This window comes from Scandinavium sp. (assembly GCF_032012665.1).
Taxonomy (GTDB): Bacteria; Pseudomonadota; Gammaproteobacteria; order Enterobacterales; family Enterobacteriaceae; genus Scandinavium.
The window spans coordinates 13,133-33,725 of the sequence record NZ_DALZVG010000025.1 but is presented as its reverse complement, the minus strand read 5'-3'; the positions used below and the strand labels follow the sequence as shown (position 1 = coordinate 33,725).

Annotated in this window: 20 protein-coding genes; 16 read left to right on the top strand and 4 right to left on the bottom strand. The window is 56.9% G+C overall.

Features of this window, described 5'->3' with window-relative positions; all coding sequences use genetic code 11:
• Position 1: 1 nt before the first annotated feature.
• The 13 genes from pmbA (at position 2) to RTU33_RS17570 (ending at position 11,485) form a co-directional block, all read left to right on the top strand.
• Positions 2 to 1,354, top strand: coding sequence for a metalloprotease PmbA (gene pmbA, locus RTU33_RS17630; RefSeq protein ID WP_312629086.1), 1,353 nt, complete (start codon positions 2 to 4; stop codon positions 1,352 to 1,354).
• A gap of 70 nt (positions 1,355 to 1,424) precedes the next feature.
• The gene (cybC, locus tag RTU33_RS17625; RefSeq protein WP_312629084.1) at positions 1,425 to 1,811 is read left to right on the top strand and encodes a cytochrome b562; all 387 of its coding nucleotides are present in this window, start codon (positions 1,425 to 1,427) and stop codon (positions 1,809 to 1,811) included.
• Between the two features lie 453 nt (positions 1,812 to 2,264).
• Positions 2,265 to 2,594, top strand: coding sequence for a glycine dehydrogenase (locus tag RTU33_RS17620; protein ID WP_312629083.1), 330 nt, complete (start codon positions 2,265 to 2,267; stop codon positions 2,592 to 2,594).
• Between the two features lie 10 nt (positions 2,595 to 2,604).
• Positions 2,605 to 2,967, top strand: coding sequence for an SFCGS family glycine-rich protein (locus tag RTU33_RS17615; protein ID WP_312629082.1), 363 nt, complete (start codon positions 2,605 to 2,607; stop codon positions 2,965 to 2,967).
• A 2-nt stretch (positions 2,968 to 2,969) separates the two neighbouring features.
• Positions 2,970 to 3,269: a DUF4312 family protein gene (locus RTU33_RS17610; RefSeq protein ID WP_312629081.1), complete on the top strand. Its 300-nt coding sequence runs from the start codon at positions 2,970 to 2,972 to the stop codon at positions 3,267 to 3,269.
• A gap of 19 nt (positions 3,270 to 3,288) precedes the next feature.
• Entirely contained in the window at positions 3,289 to 4,065 is a 777-nt protein-coding gene (locus tag RTU33_RS17605; protein ID WP_312629079.1) for a DUF4311 domain-containing protein, read from the top strand.
• Between the two features lie 11 nt (positions 4,066 to 4,076).
• Positions 4,077 to 4,718, top strand: a complete 642-nt coding sequence (locus tag RTU33_RS17600; protein ID WP_312629078.1) for a DUF4310 family protein — start codon at positions 4,077 to 4,079, stop codon at positions 4,716 to 4,718.
• A gap of 18 nt (positions 4,719 to 4,736) precedes the next feature.
• Positions 4,737 to 5,870: an amidohydrolase/deacetylase family metallohydrolase gene (locus RTU33_RS17595; RefSeq protein ID WP_312629076.1), complete on the top strand. Its 1,134-nt coding sequence runs from the start codon at positions 4,737 to 4,739 to the stop codon at positions 5,868 to 5,870.
• Positions 5,854 to 6,972: a DgaE family pyridoxal phosphate-dependent ammonia lyase gene (locus RTU33_RS17590; protein WP_312629075.1), complete on the top strand. Its 1,119-nt coding sequence runs from the start codon at positions 5,854 to 5,856 to the stop codon at positions 6,970 to 6,972. The genes RTU33_RS17595 and RTU33_RS17590 overlap by 17 nt, the downstream gene beginning before the upstream one ends.
• Positions 6,969 to 7,709 (top strand): 2-dehydro-3-deoxy-phosphogluconate aldolase, encoded by a 741-nt coding sequence (dagF, locus tag RTU33_RS17585; protein WP_312629074.1) that lies wholly within the window; start codon positions 6,969 to 6,971, stop codon positions 7,707 to 7,709. The genes RTU33_RS17590 and dagF overlap by 4 nt, the downstream gene beginning before the upstream one ends.
• A gap of 188 nt (positions 7,710 to 7,897) precedes the next feature.
• On the top strand, positions 7,898 to 9,040 hold the full coding sequence (locus tag RTU33_RS17580) for a lactonase family protein (protein ID WP_312629073.1): 1,143 nt from the start codon (positions 7,898 to 7,900) through the stop codon (positions 9,038 to 9,040).
• A 51-nt stretch (positions 9,041 to 9,091) separates the two neighbouring features.
• Positions 9,092 to 11,002 (top strand): PRD domain-containing protein, encoded by a 1,911-nt coding sequence (locus tag RTU33_RS17575; protein ID WP_312629072.1) that lies wholly within the window; start codon positions 9,092 to 9,094, stop codon positions 11,000 to 11,002.
• A 285-nt stretch (positions 11,003 to 11,287) separates the two neighbouring features.
• Entirely contained in the window at positions 11,288 to 11,485 is a 198-nt protein-coding gene (locus RTU33_RS17570) for a cold-shock protein (protein WP_312629070.1), read from the top strand.
• A 142-nt stretch (positions 11,486 to 11,627) separates the two neighbouring features.
• Here the strand turns inward: RTU33_RS17570 and nrdG are convergent, their stop codons facing one another.
• The 3 genes from nrdG to RTU33_RS17555 form a co-directional block, all read right to left on the bottom strand.
• Positions 11,628 to 12,092: an anaerobic ribonucleoside-triphosphate reductase-activating protein gene (nrdG, locus tag RTU33_RS17565; RefSeq protein WP_312629068.1), complete on the bottom strand. Its 465-nt coding sequence runs from the start codon at positions 12,090 to 12,092 to the stop codon at positions 11,628 to 11,630.
• Positions 12,093 to 12,198: 106 nt separating this feature from the next.
• Entirely contained in the window at positions 12,199 to 14,337 is a 2,139-nt protein-coding gene (gene nrdD / locus RTU33_RS17560; RefSeq protein ID WP_312629067.1) for an anaerobic ribonucleoside-triphosphate reductase, read from the bottom strand.
• Between the two features lie 373 nt (positions 14,338 to 14,710).
• Positions 14,711 to 15,454: a MurR/RpiR family transcriptional regulator gene (locus tag RTU33_RS17555; protein ID WP_312629066.1), complete on the bottom strand. Its 744-nt coding sequence runs from the start codon at positions 15,452 to 15,454 to the stop codon at positions 14,711 to 14,713.
• 257 nt (positions 15,455 to 15,711) lie between these two features.
• Here RTU33_RS17555 and RTU33_RS17550 point away from each other — a divergent pair, with 257 nt between their 5' ends.
• The 3 genes from RTU33_RS17550 (at position 15,712) to celB (ending at position 18,787) form a co-directional block, all read left to right on the top strand.
• The gene (locus RTU33_RS17550; protein ID WP_312629065.1) at positions 15,712 to 16,020 is read left to right on the top strand and encodes a PTS sugar transporter subunit IIB; all 309 of its coding nucleotides are present in this window, start codon (positions 15,712 to 15,714) and stop codon (positions 16,018 to 16,020) included.
• 84 nt (positions 16,021 to 16,104) lie between these two features.
• Entirely contained in the window at positions 16,105 to 17,412 is a 1,308-nt protein-coding gene (locus RTU33_RS17545) for a 6-phospho-beta-glucosidase (RefSeq protein ID WP_312629064.1), read from the top strand.
• Positions 17,413 to 17,434: 22 nt separating this feature from the next.
• Entirely contained in the window at positions 17,435 to 18,787 is a 1,353-nt protein-coding gene (celB, locus tag RTU33_RS17540) for a PTS cellobiose transporter subunit IIC (RefSeq protein ID WP_312629063.1), read from the top strand.
• 114 nt (positions 18,788 to 18,901) lie between these two features.
• Here celB and treC read toward each other — a convergent pair whose 3' ends face one another.
• A complete protein-coding gene (gene treC, locus RTU33_RS17535; protein ID WP_312629062.1) occupies positions 18,902 to 20,560 on the bottom strand; it encodes an alpha,alpha-phosphotrehalase in 1,659 nt (552 codons plus the stop codon).
• Positions 20,561 to 20,593: the final 33 nt, after the last annotated feature.

Below are 20,593 nucleotides of genomic sequence, written 5' to 3'. Positions count from 1 at the left end.
TATGGCATTAGCGATGAAAGTCATCACACAGGTAGCAGAACAGCGTAAAGCACTGGAAAAAGCCGTCTCCACCGCGCTGGAGCTGGCGGCAGGCAAATCTGATGGCGCAGAGGTCGGGGTCAGCAAAACCACCGGGATCGGCGTCAGCACGCGCTATGGCGAAGTGGAGAATGTTGAATTCAACAGCGACGGCGCCCTTGGCATCACGGTGTACCACCAGAACCGTAAAGGCAGCGCGTCCTCAACGGACTTAAGCCCGGACGCCATTGCCCGTACCGTACAGGCGGCGCTGGATATTGCCCGTTACACCTCGCCAGATCCGTATGCGGGCGTGGCGGAAAAAGAGCTGCTGGCCTTTGATGCGCCGGATCTCGATCTGTTCCACCCGGCGGAAGTCTCCCCCGATGAAGCGATTGAGCTTGCCGCACGCGCCGAACAGGCCGCGCTGAAGGCGGACAAACGCATCACCAATACCGAAGGCGGCAGCTTCAACAGCCACTACGGCATCAAGGTGTTCGGCAACAGCCACGGCATGCTGCAAAGCTACTGCTCCACACGTCACTCGCTCTCCAGCTGCGTTATTGCCGAAGAGAACGGCGACATGGAGCGCGACTATGCGTACACCATTGGCCGCGCGCTGGGCGATCTGCTCGCCCCGGAAGCCGTAGGGGCAGATTGTGCGCAGCGCACGCTGTCCCGTCTCTCGCCACGCAAGCTCTCCACCATGAAAGCGCCGGTGATTTTTGCCAATGAAGTGGCGACTGGGCTGTTTGGGCATCTGGTCGGTGCGATTGCGGGCGGGGCGGTTTACCGCAAATCCACCTTCCTGCTGGACTCCCTCGGTAAGCAAATTCTGCCAGAGTGGCTGACCATTGAAGAACATCCGCATCTGCTGAAAGGCCTGGCGTCCACGCCGTTTGACAGCGAAGGTGTGCGCACCGAACGTCGTGATATCATCAAAGACGGTATTCTGACCCAATGGCTGCTGACCAACTACTCCGCGCGCAAGCTCGGCCTGAAAAGCACCGGCCACGCGGGCGGCATTCACAACTGGCGTATTCAGGGTCAGGGCCTCAGCTTTGAAAAATTGCTTAAAGAGATGGGCACCGGCCTTGTGGTCACCGAGCTGATGGGGCAGGGTGTGAGTGGCGTGACGGGCGACTACTCCCGCGGCGCGTCCGGTTTCTGGGTGGAAAATGGCGAAATCCAGTATCCGGTGAGTGAAATCACCATTGCCGGAAACCTGAAAGAAATGTGGCGTAATATCGTGACCGTGGCCGACGACATCGAAACGCGCAGCAACATTCAGTGCGGTTCCGTACTGCTGCCGGAAATGAAAATCGCCGGGCAATAACAGTGTTCTCATGGTGACGCAACCTGCTGCGCCACCTCTGTTCAATAATAAAAAATGAAGGAAGTGAGCAATGCGTAAAACAGTTCTGGCTATGCTGGCAGCCTCTACCCTGATGCTGGGTATCGCCCCTGCCTTTGCCGATCTCGGCGATGATATGGACACCCTGTCTGAAAACCTGAAAGTGGTGCAGAAAACGGATGATGCCGCGGAAATGAAAGCGGCGCTGACAAAAATGCGTACGGCGGCCCAGGATGCGCAGAAACAGACCCCACCGAAGCTGGAAGATAAAGCGCCGGACAGCGCGGAGATGAAAGATTTCCGCCACGGCTTCGATATTCTGATCGGCCAGATTGATGGCGCGATGAAGCTCGCGAACGAAGGCAAAATCAAGGAAGCGCAGGGTGTGGCTCTCGATCTGGCCGGAACCCGCAATACTTACCATAAGAAATACCGTTAAGAAGGGCGCCTGAGCACAACGCGGCCAGCGGAAGGCTGACGAAGAAATTCGGAGGTCCTTCGCCCGCGAATTCTCGTTGTCCGACGTAACAGATAAAGCCCCATTCCTGATGCAGAGTCAGGCTGGGGCTTTCTGATTTTTGTCTCCTGCTTCAGACAAAAAACCTCAGGCACCCGCCGTTATTCTCCCGTATCGTCATCGTAAAAGCTTATCGACGTCACAGTTTTACGTGAAGGCTCGCAAAATATTGCTGCTTCCTTCCGCGGCTAATTCAGTTTTTTCTCGTGACCTTCATCACGCTTATCCAGCATTTCATCCCCGATCGGCCAAATTCTGTGGGACAGATCACTCCTGCCGCTCGCCTTTCCACTTCGAAGTGGAAAACAACTCGCTACAAACCCGACAGCTGCCACGGTAGTTTTTGACTCAGACGCAATAAACGGGGTCAGAAGAGTGAACAACGGAGCAGTTATTACCGACGTCGGGAGTCAGACCGAAGAGCTTGCAACTCGCATGCTGGGCCAGGTGTACAGCCTGCTCAAGGGTCACGACATCATCCCGAATGCCGTCCAGGAACAAATGCTGACGTCTCACGTCCGTGCGATGGCACACCGGTCAATTACCGGCGAGCCGCTGCCCGAAGTGGAAGCCAGCCTGTTTGAAGAAATTTCAGCCGATTCAATGAACCTTGCCCGCGAAGTAGTGGCGCAGTTTGGCAATCTTCCGGATGAAGAAGCCTGGCTGCTGTCGGTGCACTTCGAAGTGGCGAAAGAAAACCTTTAAGGAGCAAAACATGGAACAAATTACCGTCGTGATTGGTGACCGTCTGGGCAAAGGTCAGAAAGTGGCAGCGGGCGTGGAAAAAGCCGGTGGCCGTGCGGTTGTTGTACCGGGCGTGGCAGCAGATATGAAGCTTGGTGACGTGATGAAGGCGGAAAACGCGACCTTCGGCATCTCCTTCTGCGGCAGCGGCGGCGCGGGTGCGATTACCGCTCAGACCAAGCACGGTTACAAAGCGAAGTACGGCATGCGCTCCGTGGATGAAGGCGTTACCGCGATCAACGAAGGCGCGAACGTGCTGGGCTTCGGCTTCATGGATAAAGAAGAGCTGGGCGAGCGTTTAGTGCAGGCCTGGCAGAAGAAATACGGCGCATAAGCATGAAAGAACAGTTCACCACCACGGTGAGGGTGAAGGGCAAAGGCGAGGCCAAAGCACGGGCCTTTGCCGATGCGCTGAGCCAGGTACAAGGTACGGTGATGAAATCCTCACCGCACATTTTACTGCGCATTGAACCACAGGATGTGGCGGTTGTTCATGCGCAGGAAACGGTCCGGAAAGAAGCATTTTTGTTTTTCTTTCTGCGCCGGGAGCGACGCATGTTCAGCGTGGAGCTGGACGTCACCGTCAACGTGACGGCGTTAAACCTCGACAAAGTGGATTTCGTCACGACAACATAACCATGAAAAGGACAGACTCATGTTCCTGATAATTCTTATTAAATCGCTCATCATCGGCGGCCTGGTTGGCGTCGGCGTGGGCGCCGGAGCTGCACGCATGTTTCATGCGCCCACCACACAAGGGATGGGTGCTTTTCGTACGTTGGGCGAGCTGAACTCCTGCGAAGGGGATCCGGCTTCTCACTTCTCCTTTGGTCTGGGCTTCTTCTTCAACGCCTGGGCATCTTCCGTGGCGGCGGGTGCCTTCACTCAGGACGTTGACCACCGCATCATCCCGCACTGGGGCGCTTCAGCACTGATGCTGAAAAACCGCAACGTGGCGGAAACTCTTCACGATCCGAAGAAAATGGCGATTGCCTGCGGCCTGATCGGCATGATCGTTGTAGCGTTCCTCAACTCCACGGCGTCGGCAGTACCGGAAGCGTTACAGGTCACGGCGGTTAAAGTGCTGGTGCCTGCGGCTAACCTGCTGGTGAACATCATCATGCCAGTGATTTTCTGGCTGGCGGCGATTGATGCCGGTAAGAAATCCGGCTTCTGGGCGACCATCTTCGGCGGCGCAGCGCAGCTGATTATGGGCAACGCCGTACCGGGTCTGGTGCTGGGCATCCTGATCGGTAAGGGCGTAGAAGATGCGGGCTGGAACCGCGTAACCAAAATCATGATGGCGGCCATTATCGCCCTGTTCGTGCTGAGCGCCTTCTTCCGTGGCTTCGACATGAAGATGATCGAATCCTTCCACATGACGGTGCCGAACTGGCTGGATCTGCTGCATAACGCGTTAAGCGGCAAATAAGGGGATAACGCATGGAACAGAATAAAGGTTTTTGGTACGCGGACTGGTCATTCCCGATCTTTGTCGGCCTGCTCTCTTCCGGCGTTTTCGCCGGGACACACATGTACTACCTGTATGGTATCGGCGCGTTTAACGAAGTGGCCTTCGTGGCGATGCTGAAATCCGGGATCGACACCGGCGTCTACGGCGCGGTGGCGGCCTTCGGCGCGAGCTTTCTGTTTGCCCGCATTATTGAAGGTTCACTGGTCGGTATTCTTGATATCGGCGGGGCGATTCAGACCGGCGTGGGCCTCGGCGTTCCGGCGCTGCTGCTCGGCGCAGGCATCGTCTTCCCGGTGGCGAACTTTGCCGCTTCTCTGGCAACCGGCCTGATTATCGGCCTCGCGATTGGCTACGTCATTATTCTGGCGCGTAAGTTTACCGTTAACCAGAGCAACTCGACCTACGGGGCGGACGTCATGATGGGCGCAGGTAACGCTTCCGGTCGCTTCCTCGGGCCGTTGATTATCCTGAGCGCAATGACCGCTTCCATTCCTATCGGGATTGGCTCGCTGATTGGCGCATTACTGTTTTACATCTGGCAGAAGCCGATCACCGGCGGCGCCATCCTCGGCGCGATGATTCTCGGTTCCATCTTCCCGGTGGCGATTTAAGTCTGCAAGGAGAAAGCGATGTTTGATTTACTGCTTAAGGGCGCACGCCTGGTTGACGATACGGTAACGGATATCGCCATTAAAGACGGCAAAATTGCAGCCCTGGGCGACATTAACGGCGAGGCGACGAAAGTCGTCTCTCTGGGCGGCGAGCACTATGTCAGCGCAGGCTGGATTGATTTACACGTTCACTGCTACCCGAAATCGCCGATTTACAACGACGAGCCGGACAGCGTGGGCGTCGCCACCGGCGTGACGACGGTGATTGATGCGGGCAGCACCGGCGCGGATGACGTTGACACGTTCTACGACATCACCCGTAAGTGCGGAACGGATGTCTACGCCCTGCTCAATATCTCCCGCGTCGGGCTGATTGCGCAGAACGAGCTGGCGAACATGGCGAACATTGATGCAGAGGCTGCGGCTTCTGCCATCAAACGTCATCCGGATTTTATTGTTGGCCTGAAGGCACGCATGAGCAGCAGCGTGGTGGGCGAAAACGGCATCACGCCTCTGGAAAAGGCGAAGGAAATTCAGAAAGCCAACGGCGATCTGCCGCTGATGGTGCATATCGGCAACAACCCGCCGAACCTCGATGAAATTACTGAGCTGCTGACCTCCGGCGACATCATCACCCACTGCTACAACGGCAAACCGAACCGCATTCTGACGCCATCTGGCGAACTGCGCGCCTCCGTTTCCGGCGCGCTGAAGCGCGGCATTAAGCTCGACGTGGGCCACGGTACGGCAAGCTTCAGCTTCGACGTAGCGAAGCAGGCGATTGCGATGGGCATTCTGCCGCATACCATCAGCTCGGATATCTACTGCCGTAACCGCATCAACGGCCCGGTGCATTCACTGGCGCGCGTGATGGCGAAGTTCCTTGCTATCGGCATGTCGCTGCCGCAGGTCATCAACTGCGTGACCGCTAATGCCGCCGAGGCGATTCGCCTCAAGCGCAAAGGCAGGCTTGCCGTTGGCTTCGATGCCGATCTGACCATTTTCACCCTGAAACGCCAGCCGGTAACGCTGGTGGATGCAGAAAACAACGCCCTGCAGGCGGACCTGGATCTGGTGCCGCTCGCCGCAATTCGTGCAGGCAAGGGCTATATGACCGAACAAGGGAGCGCAGAACATGCCTTCGATTTATGAGAAATACCAGCTTAAACAAGTGATTAACGCCTCTGGCCGCATGACAGCACTCGGCGTGTCAACGCCACGCCCGGAAGTGGTGGACGCGGTCATGACCGGCATGAATCACTACTTCGAGATGAAAGACCTGGTCAACAAAACCGGTGAATACATCGCGAAGCTGCTGGAAGTGGAAGGCGCGACGGTAGTGTCGTGCGCTTCTGCGGGTATCGCTCAGTCCGTCGCGGGCGTACTGGTCAAAGACAGCGACTGGCTGCTGGAAAACCTGCACAGCACCCCGATTGAGAATAACGAAATCGTCCTGCCACGCGGCCACAACGTTAACTTCGGCGCGCCGGTCAGCACCATGATCGCGCTCGGTGGCGGCAAAATGGTGGAAGCGGGCTACGCCAACGAATGCTCTGCCGATCAGCTGGCGGCGGCAATCACGCCTCGTACCGCGGCGATTCTTTACATCAAATCTCACCACTGCGTGCAGAAAAGCATGCTGAGCGTAGAACAGGCGGTGGTGGTGGCGCGTAAGCACAATCTGCCGCTGATTGTGGATGCGGCTGCCGAAGAAGATTTGCAGTGCTACTACCGTTATGGCGCGGACCTGGTCATCTATAGCGGCGCGAAAGCCATCGAAGGGCCAACCAGCGGCCTGGTCATCGGCAAAACCCAGTATGTTGAATGGGTGAAACGTCAGACCGCGGGCATTGGCCGCGCGATGAAGGTCGGTAAAGAGGGCATTCTCGGCCTGACCTGCGCTATCGAACACTACCTGACCGCCGAGAAAGAGAGCGGTGCAGAGATGGTGGAAAAAATGACGCCATTCATCAACGCCATGAACGCCCTGAACGGCGTGTCTTCCCGTGTGGTGTGGGATGCGGCGGGCCGTGATATCGCGCGCACTGAGATTAAATTCGACGAAGCCGTCACCAAAGTCGCGACCGGCGACCTCGTGGCCGAGCTGAAAAAAGGTGAATACGCCATCTACTTCCGCGGCTACAAGGCTAACGAAGGCATTATCGAAGCTGACGTTCGCAGCGTGAACGCGCAGCAGCTGGAGATCGTGGCACGCCGCATTGCGGAAGTGCTGAACAAGGAGAACAACGCATGAAACTGACCCCTAATTTTTACCGTGACCGCGTCTGCCTGAACGTGCTGGCAGGTTCCAAAAGCAACGCCAGCGACGTGTACGAAGCGGCGGAAGGTCATGTGCTGGTGGGCGTGCTCTCCAAAAACTATCCGGACGTACCGAGCGCGGTTGCCGACATGCGCGAATACGCGAAGCTTATCGATAATGCGCTGTCCGTCGGTCTTGGTGCGGGCGATCCGAACCAGTCTGACATGGTGAGCCTGATCGCCCGTGAAGTTCAGCCGCAGCACGTAAATCAGGTGTTTACCGGCGTAGCAACCAGCCGCGCGCTGCTCGGGCAGAAAGAGACCGTGGTGAACGGCCTGGTGTCACCAACCGGTACGCCGGGAATGGTCAAAATCTCCACCGGCCCGCTGAGCAGTCAGGAAAAGGACGGCATCGTGCCGGTTGATACCGCCATCGCTCTGCTGAAAGACATGGGCTGCAGCTCCATCAAATACTTCCCGATGGGTGGCCTGAAGTGCCGCGACGAGTATCAGATTGTTGCCGAAGCCTGTGCACGCCATGATTTCTGGCTGGAGCCAACCGGCGGCATCGATCTGGAAAACTACAGCGAAATCCTGAAGATCGCCCTCGATGCGGGCGTGAAGAAAGTGATCCCGCACATCTACAGCTCGATCATCGACAAAGAAAGCGGCAACACGCGCCCGGAAGACGTGCGCACGCTGCTGGAGATGACCAAAAAGCTGGTGGGGTGATTTTTCCCCCCTCTCCCTAACCCTCTCCCTCAGGGAGAGGGAACTGGATTGTGCTCGTATTTTTTCTCTTCCCCTGCAAAGGGAAAGAACTGGACTGCTGCTCATTCTCTTCTCCCTCTCCCTGTGGGAGAGGGCCGGGGAGAGGGCATCAGACCTCACTTCTGCTCAATCACCGTCAAGGAGTCATCATGCTGTCTGCACGTCACCTGCTTGTCGCTTCATTCTCTCTGCTGGCTACCGCCGCTCACGCCCAGTACGCCTGGGTGGGGACTTATAATCCGAACGGCGAAGGGCTTTACCGCTTTACGATCGATCCGAAGACCGGCGATTTGCACGATAAAACGCTGGTCAGTTCACTGCCTAACGCCGCGCAGCTGACGGTATCGCACGACGGCAAAACGCTGTATGTCGCAAGCGAAGCCGAAAAAGGTGTGGTGCAGGCGCTGAAAATAGGCGCAGACGGCTCGCTCACCGAGCTCAATCAGGTCTCCTCCGGCGGTGCGGGCCCGGTTTATCTGTCGCTGACGCCGAACGGTCGTCATCTTCTGGTGGCAAACTACGTCAGCGGCACGATTGCGGTATTGCCGGTGAAGGAAGACGGTAGCCTGAGTGAAGCCTCGGACACGCATCAGGATGAAGGCCCGGCGGGCGCGGGCAAACCGGGAGCGGCAGCGGAAGGCAGCTTTGCCATCAGCGATCATAACGGGCCGCATGCGCATATGATTTCTGCCGATCCTCAGGGAAAATACGTCTTCTCCACCGATCTGGGGCTCGATCGTATCTATCAGTATCAGCTGGATGACGCGACCGGCAAGCTGACGCCAAACACGCCGCCGTTTATTAATGCCTCTTCAAAAGGCGCAGGGCCGCGTCATTTTGTCTTCACGCCGAAGGGGGACGGGCTATGGTTAATTAATGAGGAAGCTTCAACGCTGACGCATTACCATCTCGACAAAGACAAAGGTCTGTTGACGGAAGGCAAAACGGTTTCTGCGCTGCCGAAAGAGTACAAAGGCACCAGTTTTGCCGCCGGACTGGCGCTCAGCCAGGATGGAAAGCAGCTCTATGTCGCCAATCGTTTGCATAACAGCGTCGCACACTTTACGGTATCTGCCGACGGCGAGCTCGTTCATCAGGATGATGTCTGGACCCGCGGCGATTACCCGCGCACCGTTACGCTCGACCCTGAGGGGCAGTGGCTGTATGTGATGAACCAGCGCAGTGACAATATTACTCGCTTTAAAGTCGCACCGCACAGCGGCAAGCTGACCTTTGAGCCGGGCTATACCGCCGTGGGCAGCCCGTCGCAAATGGTGATATCACCAAAATAATAAGAAACACCGCGGGCGCTTAGCGCCCGTTCTGAACATGAGGACACCGGAGTGCGATTCCCGAATCAACGCTTAGCGCAGCTTTTTGACATGCTGCAAAACGAAACGCTGCCGCAGGACGAACTCGCCCGGCGGCTTTCTGTTTCCACGCGAACCGTTCGGGCAGATATCACCGCACTCAATGCGCTGCTGGTTCAGCACGGCGCGCAGTTCGTGCTGAGTCGGGGCAACGGCTATCAGCTGCGCGTTGACGACCCGGCACTGTTCCAGTCCTTGCAGGATTCCCGCCCGCGCGCATTGCGCATTCCACGCACCGGCACTGAGCGCGTTCACTATCTGATGGTGCGATTTCTGACGTCGGCCTTTTCGCTCAAGCTTGAAGATCTGGCGGATGAATGGTTTGTCAGTCGCGCCACGCTTCAGGGGGATATGGCTGAGGTGCGCGAGTGGCTGGCGCGCTATCAGCTGACGCTGGAAACCCGTCCGCGCCACGGCGTGAAGCTTTTCGGCAGCGAGATGGCCATTCGCGCCTGCCTTACCGACCTGCTCTGGCAGCTGGCCCAGCAGGACAGCGCCAACCCGCTGTTGACTCAGGAAGCGCTGAACGCTGGCGTGCCGGAGCAACTGACGGCGGTCCTGCAGGAGGTCTTCAGCCGTTGGCACATTCGTTTGACGGACGAAGGCGAGCTGTTCGTGCGTCTTTACTGCGCGGTGGCGGTGCGCCGCGTCAGTGAAGGGTATCCGCTGCCGGAATTTACCGCCGATGATGTGGAAGAGAACGTGCGCCATGCTGCTCGCGATCTTGCGGCCGCGATTCAAAAGTTGGCGGGCAAAACCCTGGCGGCTTCGGAAGAAAACTGGCTTCGGGTGCACATTGCAGCACGTCAGGTTCAGGATATCGCGCCGAGCCAGATCAACGCCGACGATGACGAAGCGCTGGTGAACTACATTCTCCAGTACATCAACAGCCACTATAACTACAACCTGCTCAGCGATGAGCAGCTGCACGCAGACCTGCTGACGCATATCAAAACCATGATCACCCGTGTGCGCTACCAGATAATGATCCCCAACCCGCTGCTCGATAACATCAAACAGCACTACCCGATGGCCTGGGACATGACTCTCGCTGCGGTGTCGGGCTGGAGCAAATACACGCCCTGGACCATCAGCGAAAACGAAATTGGTTTTCTGGTGCTGCACATTGGCGTGGGGCTGGAGCGTCATTACAACATCGGCTACCAGCGTCAGCCGCGTGTGCTGCTGGTGTGCGACGCCGGAAACGCGATGGTGCGCATGATTGAGGCGGTGCTACAGCGCAAATATCCGCAGCTCGAAATGACCGAAACCATCACCCAGCGCGACTACGAACAGCGCGAAAGCATCAGCGAAGATTTTGTTGTTTCAACGGTGCGTATCACGGATAAAGACAAGCCGGTGGTAGTGATGTCGCCGTTCCCGACGGAGTATCAGCTGGAACAAATCGGCAAGCTGGTGCTGGTGGACCGCACCCGTCCGTGGATGCTGGAGAAGTTTTTCGACGCCCGCCATTTCCGCATTATCAACGAGCCTATCGATCAGCAGACGCTGTTCGCCGGGCTGTGTAAGCAACTGAGCGATGAAGGGTTTGTTGACAACGAATTTGTCGCATCGGTAGTGGAGCGTGAGGCCATTGTCAGCACCATGCTCGGCGACGGTATTGCACTGCCGCACGCCCTGGGGCTGCTGGCGAAGAAGACCGTGGTCTACACCGTGCTTGCGCCACAGGGAATCGCCTGGGGCGATGAAACTGCGCATGTGATTTTCCTGCTGGCGATCAGCAAAAGCGAATACGAAGAGGCGATGGCGATCTACGATATTTTCGTCACCTTCCTGCGGGAGCGGGCGATGGCGAGGCTGTGCAGCTGCAAGAACTTCAGAGAATTTAAAACGGTGGCGATGGAGTGCGTGAGCCGCTTTTAATGGCTATTTATGCTGAGCAGTAAGTGTAAGAAATGCTTACTGCTTATCGTCAATGACAACGCGTAATCCTGTTATTTACAATTCTTTTTATAACGGGGCTTGCCGGAAAACAATATTCATGAGTTAATGATGGTCTGGTTTGAACGTGAAAATTTACTGAAGTTACCCTAAAAGCAATTCCCATCATCTGCAGTATCCTCCGATATCTCCTGGTGTTTTTTCTTTTGTACCTCGTCAAATTTTGTTTCAGGCCACTTACCCAAAAAAATTATAAAGGTTATTGATATGAAAAATACGACTCAATCTATCCATTTTCGCTGCCCATGCTGCCATGGCTCGCAGTACCGCACCTCCGCTTTTGATGTGACGAAAAGCAATCCGCATGGTGCGAAATGCATTTTCTGTAAATCGGCCATGGTGCCGTTTGATAATGTCTTTACGTTTATTCAATCGGGCTACGCCCCGATGCAGTATCGTAAATAAAAAACCGCATCAGGCATAATATATTCAGGTGAATCGCTCGCGCCGTAATCTGAAAATATCAGAGTGTCCTGATTGCTGTTTATAAATAAAAAAACGCCCTTGGGCGTTTTTTTATTTCTGTAGCGATAACATTGCAGAACCCTCAGCGCAGGTGATGGACGACCTGGTTACTGCTGCCGCGCCAGATCAGCGCCGGATCTTTCAGGTCCTGCACGAACTTCCCGTCGACCAGCACGTTAATCAGATCCACCACGGCCATCTGGTCAGCATTCAGCTCCGCAAGCTTATAGCCCGTCCATATCCAGATATCCTTCCCCGGGCATTCGGCATGAACGCGTTTTATCAGTTTCAGAATGTGCGGCACGTTCTGCGGATGCAGCGGATCGCCGCCGGAGAGTGAAATCCCCTGACGCTTCACGCGGGTGTCGTTGAGATCGGCGATGATGCGATCTTCCATCTCCACGGTAAAAGGCATGCCGGAGTTAAGCCGCCAGGTGCTTTTGTTGTAGCAGCCGGGGCATTCGTGGACGCAGCCGGAGACGAACAGCGTGCAGCGAGTGCCGGGGCCGTTGACGATGTCGACAGGGTAGTACTGATGAAAGTTCATAGCTGATAACCATGCCGGGTGGCGCTGCGCTAACCCGGCCTACAATGAATGGCGGATCTGTAGGCCCGGTAAGCGCAGCGCCACCGGGCAGTCACGTGGCAGAGGCTTAACCGATTTGCCCATTCCCCAGATGCTTCACGCGGCGCTTCACTTCTTCTTGCTTCCCGGCGTTAAACGGACGGGCATCCGGGCTGCCTAAATAGCCGCATACGCGGCGGGTGACCGAGACGCGAGCCGCATCGTGGTTGCCGCATTTCGGGCAGGTAAAGCCTTTGCTGGTGCATTCGAACTCGCCGGTGAAGCCGCACTCGTAGCACTCGTCGATTGGCGTGTTGGTGCCGTAATACGGCACGTGCTGATAGCTATAGTCCCACACGTCTTCCAGCGCCTTCAGGTTGTGCTGAATGTTCGGGTACTCGCCGTAGCAGATGAAGCCGCCGTTGGCGATCGGCGGGTAGGCCGCTTCGAAGTCGAGCTTATCGTACGGGTTCACCTTTTTCTCCACGTCGAGGTGGAAGCTATTGGTGTAGTAGCCTTTATCCGTTACGCCGTTCACCAAGCCGAACTGCGCGGTGTCGAGGCGGCAGAAGCGATCGCACAGGTTTTCGCTTGGCGTGCTGTAGAGGCTGAAGCCGTAGCCGGTCTCATCCTTCCACTGGTCAACCGCGTCACGCAGGCGCTGCACGATGGCAACGCCTTTCGCACGCAGCGCTTCGTTGTCGTACATGTGCGTTTCACCACACAGAGCGTTAATGGTCTCGTGGATGCCGATATAGCCCAGCGAAATGGACGCGCGACCGTTTTTGAAGATTTCAGACACGTCGTCATCGGCCTTCAGACGCACGCCACAGGCGCCTTCCATATACAGAATCGGTGCCACACGCGCCTTCACGCCTTCCAGACGGGCGATGCGGGTCATCAGCGCTTTACGTGCCAGCTGCAAACGTTCGTCCAGCAGCATCCAGAAGGCGGCTTCGTCGCCCTTAGCTTCCAGCGCGATACGCGGCAGATTGAGGCTGATAACGCCGATGTTGTTGCGGCCATCGTGGACTTCTTCGCCGTTTTCATTTTCCCACACGCCGAGGAAGCTGCGGCAGCCCATCGGGGTTTTGAACGAACCGGTGACTTTTACCACCTGGTCGTAGTTCAGGATGTCCGGATACATACGCTTGCTCGCGCACTCCAGCGCCAGCTGCTTGATATCATAGTTGGCATCGCCAGCCTTGTGGTTCAGGCCATCGCGAATGGCAAAGACCAGCTTCGGGAACACGGCGGTTTTGCGGTTTTTACCCAGACCCGCGATGCGGTTGCGCAGAATCGACTGCTGGATCAAGCGCGATTCCCAGCTGGTGCCCAGACCAAACCCAAAGGTGACGAACGGCGTCTGACCGTTGGCGGTGTGCAGCGTGTTGACCTCATATTCCAGTGACTGGAACGCGTCATAGCACTCTTTCTCGGTGCGGGAATGGGCGTAGCCTTCCGCATCCGGAATCTGCCACTCTTCCGCCGTTTTGCGGTGCTTGGCGAAGCTTGCAGTGACAAACGGGGCCAGCACTTCATCAATGCGGTTGATGGTGGTTCCGCCATAGATATGGCTCGCTACCTGAGCAATGATCTGCGCGGTGACCGCCGTTGCGGTAGAGATAGATTTCGGCGGCTCGATCTCCGCGTTGCCCATCTTGAAGCCCTGGGTCAGCATGCCTTTAAGATCGATAAGCATGCAGTTGAACATCGGGAAGAACGGCGAATAGTCGAGGTCGTGATAGTGGATTTCACCGCGCTCGTGCGCCTGTACCACATCGTACGGCAGCAGATGCTGGCGCGCGTAATGTTTGGCGACGATGCCTGCCAGCAGGTCGCGCTGGGTTGGGATCACTTTACTGTCTTTGTTGGCATTCTCGTTGAGCAGCGCCGAGTTGGTCTGCTCAACCAGACCGCGAATTTCCTGATTCAGACGACCGCGCTTCTCGCGCTGTACGTCACGGTCATGGCGATACTCAATATAAGCACGCGCCAGCTGTTTATGTGGGCCAGACATCAGCTGGTTTTCCACCGCCGTCTGGATCTCACTGATATCAACCTGGTCGCGGCCCTGCATCTGCTGGCTGACGACTGCTGCGACGGTGGCGCAATAGTCTGCGTCATCGACTCCCGCTGCTTTGGCCGCACGCAGGATAGCTTCCTGGATGCGCGCTGAGTTGAAAGGCGCTTTACAGCCGTCTCGTTTCATCACATGCGGTGTCATGATCACTCCATAATTAAAAGAACAGGTTATCCACAGAGGGGGAAAGCTGACTGAAAGCGCAATTGGGCTTATTCGCCAATCACTTCCTTCAGTCCCGGCCCTTTTTATCCACAAATCTCATCGCCTGGCTTGTGTGGCCATTGGTGTGAGAATAGACGATTAATACAATATGTAGGGCCGGGGTGCATTCTAAGTTCTATATATAGTGATTTGCATCAAACATGTTTGCGATTTTTTTGATTCAGAACAAAGTAAAAATGGGACAGCGCAGCAGGCGGGCAGTGCGGATTAAAATGAAATTTCCGGGAAGGTGAGGTGGGTAAAAAAGCCGCAAAATCAGCTGGTCACGGCACGAGCAGCGCCGTGATGAGGATCACGCATTGAGGGTATCGTTAAGTAAATCCACCAACATCAGCAGCGCATAGCGGGCAGCCTGCGGCGAAGAGGAAAGCGGCAGCACTTCCGCCGCCATGTTGCTAAGTGCGTGATTTTCAGGCGTGAGGGCAAAAATGGTTGCGCCCTGCATGCGGGCCTGCAGCGTCGCGCCCTGGAGCAGGTTGTCCGCCTGGCCGGTGGCGAGCACCAGCAGCAGATGATCGTCGCTCAACGTGCTGGCAATCATCCGCATCAGGTTGCCATCCTGGCAAAGATTAAGCGCAATGCCGAGCGGCAGCAGCTGATGCTGTAACAGGGTCGCCAGCGGCACGTCCTGCTCTCCCAGCGCAAAGCAGTGCACGGCACGGGCCGTTTGCAGGCGTGATTTCAGCTTATCGAGAGCGCTTTCGCTGGTGTGCTCCAGCTGATGCGTCAGCGTCAGGTTTACGGCGTCGAAACGATCGCGCCAGGCGGCGGGCAACGCGGCGCTGTGGCCTGATACCCAGGTTGAGCGGCGCTCGCTTGCCTGGGCCAGCTGTTTACGCAGATCGCGAATGTCGTCGCAGCCCACCGAGCGGGCAAAGCGGGTGATCGTGGCCGGGCTGACGCCCGCTTTCGCCGCCAGTTCGTCAATCGAGGCGCTGGCGGTAAAGCTCAGATTTTCCAGAATAAACGTTGCCACCCGGGATTCCTGGGTGCTGAAACGGCTCATTCCGTCCTTCAGTTGGCCAACGATGTCCATCCGGTTCGGTCCTTTGCGTGATGTCACGGTTTGAAAATATTTTTCACTTATGGTTGACTCACTTTATACCACTGATTGCTGATACCGCCTACATTTCTGCTTGAACTCTGTACCGTAAGGGCGCAACTATTGGCTGAAAGTTATGCATCGATCACATCCATGAAAATAAATTTCATATAGCCTTCTCCATTACATAATCTTAACAATATAGTCGTGCGGGTCGGAAGCGATCGCATGCATCACTAAAGGGGAACGTCATGCAACGAATCGTTTTATGCTGCGCTGCGGGGATGTCGACCAGCATGTTGGTCAACAAAATGAAGGCGGAAGCGCAGCAGCGCGCACTGGATCTGGATATTTACGCCGTGCCCGTCGCCGAGTTCGAACGCGAGCTGCCGGGCGCGGACGTGGTACTGCTTGGCCCCCAGGTCAAATATGAAGTTGCCCGTCTCTCGGCGATTGCCGAACCGCAGGGCAAAGCCGTGGCGGTGATCGACATGGCCGACTACGGCCTGATGCGCGGCGCAGCGGTGCTGGATAAAGCGCTGGCGCTCATCGCTCACTGATTTTCCTTTTTCTAATCTGACCGGCACTTCCGCGTGACGTTAGCGAACACGCGCGGGCTTCCCTGTGCCGAAAACGAGGTCATCATGCAGGCATTAAAAATCGCCGTCATCGGCGGCGGCAGCAGCTACACACCGGAGCTGATTGAGGGAATTATCCTGCGTTACGAGCAGCTCCCGGTGACGGAACTGGCGCTGGTGGACGTGGAGTCCGGTCGTGAGAAAGTGGAGATTATCGCTGCGCTGACCGGGCGTATGCTCAAGCACAAAGGGCTGGAGCACGTCAAAGTGAGCGTCCACTTCACCCTTGATGATGCGATTCGCGGCGCAAGCTTTGTGCTCACCCAGCTTCGCGTCGGGCAGCTGGCGGCCCGTGCCCAGGATGAACGTCTGGGCCTCAAATACAACCTGCTGGGGCAGGAAACTACCGGCGTCGGCGGCTTCGCCAAAGCGCTGCGCACCATTCCGGTGATCCTTGACGTTGCGCGTAAGGTCGAGAAGCTGGCGCCGGACGCCTTCATTCTTAACTTCACCAACCCGGCGGGCATCGTGACCGAAGCGGTCAGCCGCTACAGCAAGGCGAAGATAATCGGCCTGTGTAACGTGCCTATCAATATGCAGCACATGATTGGCAAAATGCTCGATGCCGATGAAGCCGCGCTCAACCTGCGCTTTGCCGGGCTGAACCACATGGTGTGGATCCACAAGGTGATGCACAACAGTAAGGATGTCACCGCAGACGTCATTGAGATGCTCTGCGACGGCAGCGCGCTTTCAATGAACAATATTAAGGAGCTGCCATGGCCTGCTGATTTCCTGCGCGCGCTGAAGGCCATTCCTTGCCCGTATCATCGCTACTTCTGGCTGACGCCAGCGATGCTGGCCGATGAAATTGAAGCGGCTAAAAGCAAGGGCACCCGCGCCGAGCAGGTGATGAAAGTGGAGCAGGAATTGTTTGAGCTCTATGCCAGCCCCGGCCTCGACGAAAAGCCGGAACAGCTGAGCTTCCGCGGCGGCGCGTACTATTCCGAAGTGGCGGTGGAGCTGATCAACGCTATTCACAACAATCTCGGTAAAGAGATGGTGGTGAATACCCGTAACAACGGCGCTATTCACGGACTGGACGACGATGCGGTGGTGGAAACCAACAGCATTATCGATGCGCAGGGGGCGCGTCCGCTGGCTTTCGGGCCGCTGCCGCCCGCGATGAACGGCCTCACCCAGCAGGTGAAAGCATTCGAGCATTTAACCATCGAGGCCGCCGTTCACGGCTGTCGGGAAAGCGCGCTGCTGGCGCTGGTGACCAACCCGCTGGTGGGGAACGTCACCGACGCGCAGGCGCTGCTGGACGAAGTGTTAACCCTGAATCGTCAGTGGTTACCGCAGTTTAACTGAACCTTTAAGACGGGATATAACCATGTCAAAAACAACGTTAATTGAACGCTATGTCATGCCCGTCGCGCTGAAAATCGCCGGGCAGAAGCACGTGCTGTCGGTGCGTGACGGCATCATTCTCAATATGCCGTTTATGCTGATAGGCTCGTTTTTCCTGATTTTTGCTTACCTGCCGGTGCCGGGCTACGCCGATATGATGAGCCACCTGTTCGGTGACGTCTGGCGGGACAAAATGCTCTATCCGGTCAAGGCGACCTACGACATCATGGCGCTGATTTCGAGCTTCGGGATTGCCTACCGCCTCGCGGAAAAATACCGCACGCTTGATCCGCTCACCGCCGGGGCGATGTCGCTGGTGGCCTTTGTTATGACCATTCCGCAGAACACGCTGTTCACCCCGGTTCACGGCGCAGCGGAGGTGGTGAAAGGCGTGCTCCCGATTAACTTTGTCGGCAGCCAGGGGCTGTTTGTGGCGATTGTGATTTCGCTGCTTTCTACCGAGATTTACCGCTTTGTCGCCAGCCGCAATCTGGTGATCCGCATGCCGGACGGCGTGCCCCCTGCGGTGGCGAAATCGTTCCTCGCGCTGGTGCCGGGCTTTTGCGTGCTGGCGGTGGTACTGGCGCTGCGTCTGGCGGTAGAAGCCTCCCCGTTCGGCGACATTAACAGCATGATTGCCACGCTTATCGGCATTCCGATGCACCACGTCGGCGGCACGCTGCCGGGGATGATTATCTCGGTTATCCTGATTGGCGTTCTGTGGACGCTTGGCCTGCACGGCGATGCCATCGTGCTGGTGTTTATTCAGCCGGTATGGCTGTCGAATATGGCGGAAAACCTGACCGCGTTCCAGAACGGCCAGCCTGTTCCGCACATTATCACCCAGCAGTTCTATGATTTGTGGATCGCACCGGGCGGTACCGGAGCGCTGCTCGGGTTAGTGATTTTTATGGTGCTGAGAAGCCGCAGCGCACAGATGAAGCAGCTCGGTAAAATCGCCGCGCCTGCCGCACTGTTTAACATCAGCGAGCCGATGGTGTTCGGTATTCCGCTGGTGATGAACCCGTACTTCTTCCTGCCGTTTATCCTGACGCCGGTGCTGCTGGTGATTGTCAGCTACACCGCGATGGCGACCGGGCTGGTGGCTCCACCTGCGGGGATCGCGCTGCCGTTCACCACGCCGATTTTCATCAGCGGCTATCTGGCCACCGGCGGGCACGTTTCCGGCACGGTGCTCCAGGCGGTGAACCTCGGGATTTCGCTGGTGATTTACTATCCCTTCTTCCGCGCCTGGGATCGCCTGAAGGCGAAGGAAGAGCATGCGTCACAGCAGAAAGAGAGCGCCGTGGCGGTGGATGGGGTGCCAAACGCCTGATTGTTGATGAGAAGAGAATTGCCGGGTGGCGGCATGCGCCTTACCCGGCCTACGGGATGACTGTGTTCCGCCATGTATGCGTAGGCCGGGCAAACGCAGTGCCGTCCGGCAATACTACGGCTTCTGCAGCCACCACACCGCTTCAAACGGGCGCAGCGTCATCGCGCCCGGTTTGTTTTGCGGCTGAGGATAGTTGCTTATCGCCACTTCCCACTCTCCCGCCATCGTCTCAAGCTCGCAGTGCTGTTCGTCGCGGCTGAGGTTGGCGACAACCAGCAGCGTTTGCCCCTGCCATTCGCGGCGGTAGCACCACAGCGACGGATGCTCCGGCAGCAGATCCTGATAGTTCCCCCACGTCAGCAGCGGCTCTTCTTTACGCAGGGCGATGAGCTTCTGATAGGCATAAAACACTGAATTCGAATCTTTGAGCGCCGCGTGCGCGTTGATCTCCGCTACGTTATCGGCGAGGTTGATCCACGGCCTGCCGGTGGTGAAGCCACCGTGTTCCTCGCTATTCCACTGCATCGGCGTGCGGCTGTTGTCGCGGGATTTACTGGCGAGGATCGCCAACAGTTCGTCGGCATCGCGGCCCTGAGCGCGGAGTTCGGCATACATATTGTGGCTTTCCACGTCGCGATACTCGCGGATAGTCGAGAAGTGCGGATTGGTCATGCCGATCTCTTCGCCCTGGTAGATGTACGGCGTGCCCTGCATGCCGTGGAGCACCATTGCCAGCATTTTCGCCGCCGGGACGCGATATTCTCCTTCATCGCCAAAGCGTGAAACGATGCGAGGCTGATCGTGGTTACACCAGAAAAGCGCGTTCCATGCGACGTTGTGCATGCCCTGCTGCCAGTGGCTGAACAGCGCCTTTAACGCCACGTAATCCGGCAACGCCTGCGTCCACTTTTCGCCGCCTGGATAATCCACCTTCAGGTGGTGGAAGTTGAAGGTCATCGACAGCTCGTTGCCGTCGAGCGAGGCGTATTGCTGACAGTGGTCGAGAGTAGTGGAAGACATTTCGCCGACGGTCATTAAATCGCGCGGGGTGAACACGTCGCGGCTCATTTCCTGCAGGAACTCATGCACGCGTGGGCCGTCGGTGTAGAAGCTTCGCCCGTCGCCGACCGGGTCGCCCGGGAACGCCTGATCTTTGGAAATCAGATTGATCACGTCGAGACGCAGGCCGTCCACGCCGCGATCGGACCAGAACTCACAAACCTTTTTCAGCTCAGCACGGACCTGTGGATTTTCCCAGTTCAGGTCCGCCTGTTCGGTGGCGAACAGATGCAGATAATACTGCTCGCTTTCGGCGTGCCACTGCCAGGCGTTGCCGCCAAATTTTGAGCGCCAGTTGTTTGGCAGCTCGCCAGATTTGCCGTCTCGCCAGATATAGAACTGACGGTAAGGGCTTTGTGGATTCAGGGATTCGCGGAACCACGGATGCTGCGTGGAGGTGTGGTTGAGCACCATGTCCAGCACGATGCGGATGCCACGGGATTTCGCTTCGGCCACCAGCTCATCGAAATCCTCAAGCGTGCCGTAGGCCTGGTCAATGGCGGTGTAGTTTGCCACGTCGTAGCCGTTATCCACCTGTGGTGAAACGTAGAACGGGGTCAACCAGATGGCGTCAATACCGAGGGTTTTCAGGTAGTCGAGGCGCAGGGTAACGCCGCGTAAATCGCCGGTGCCGCTGCCGGTAGTATCCTGAAAACTCTTGGGATAGATCTGGTAGATGGTGCCGTTTTGCCACCACTGAGGAAGGTTGTTCATAAGGCTTTCCTGGTCAAATGAGGAAGGGGCGCA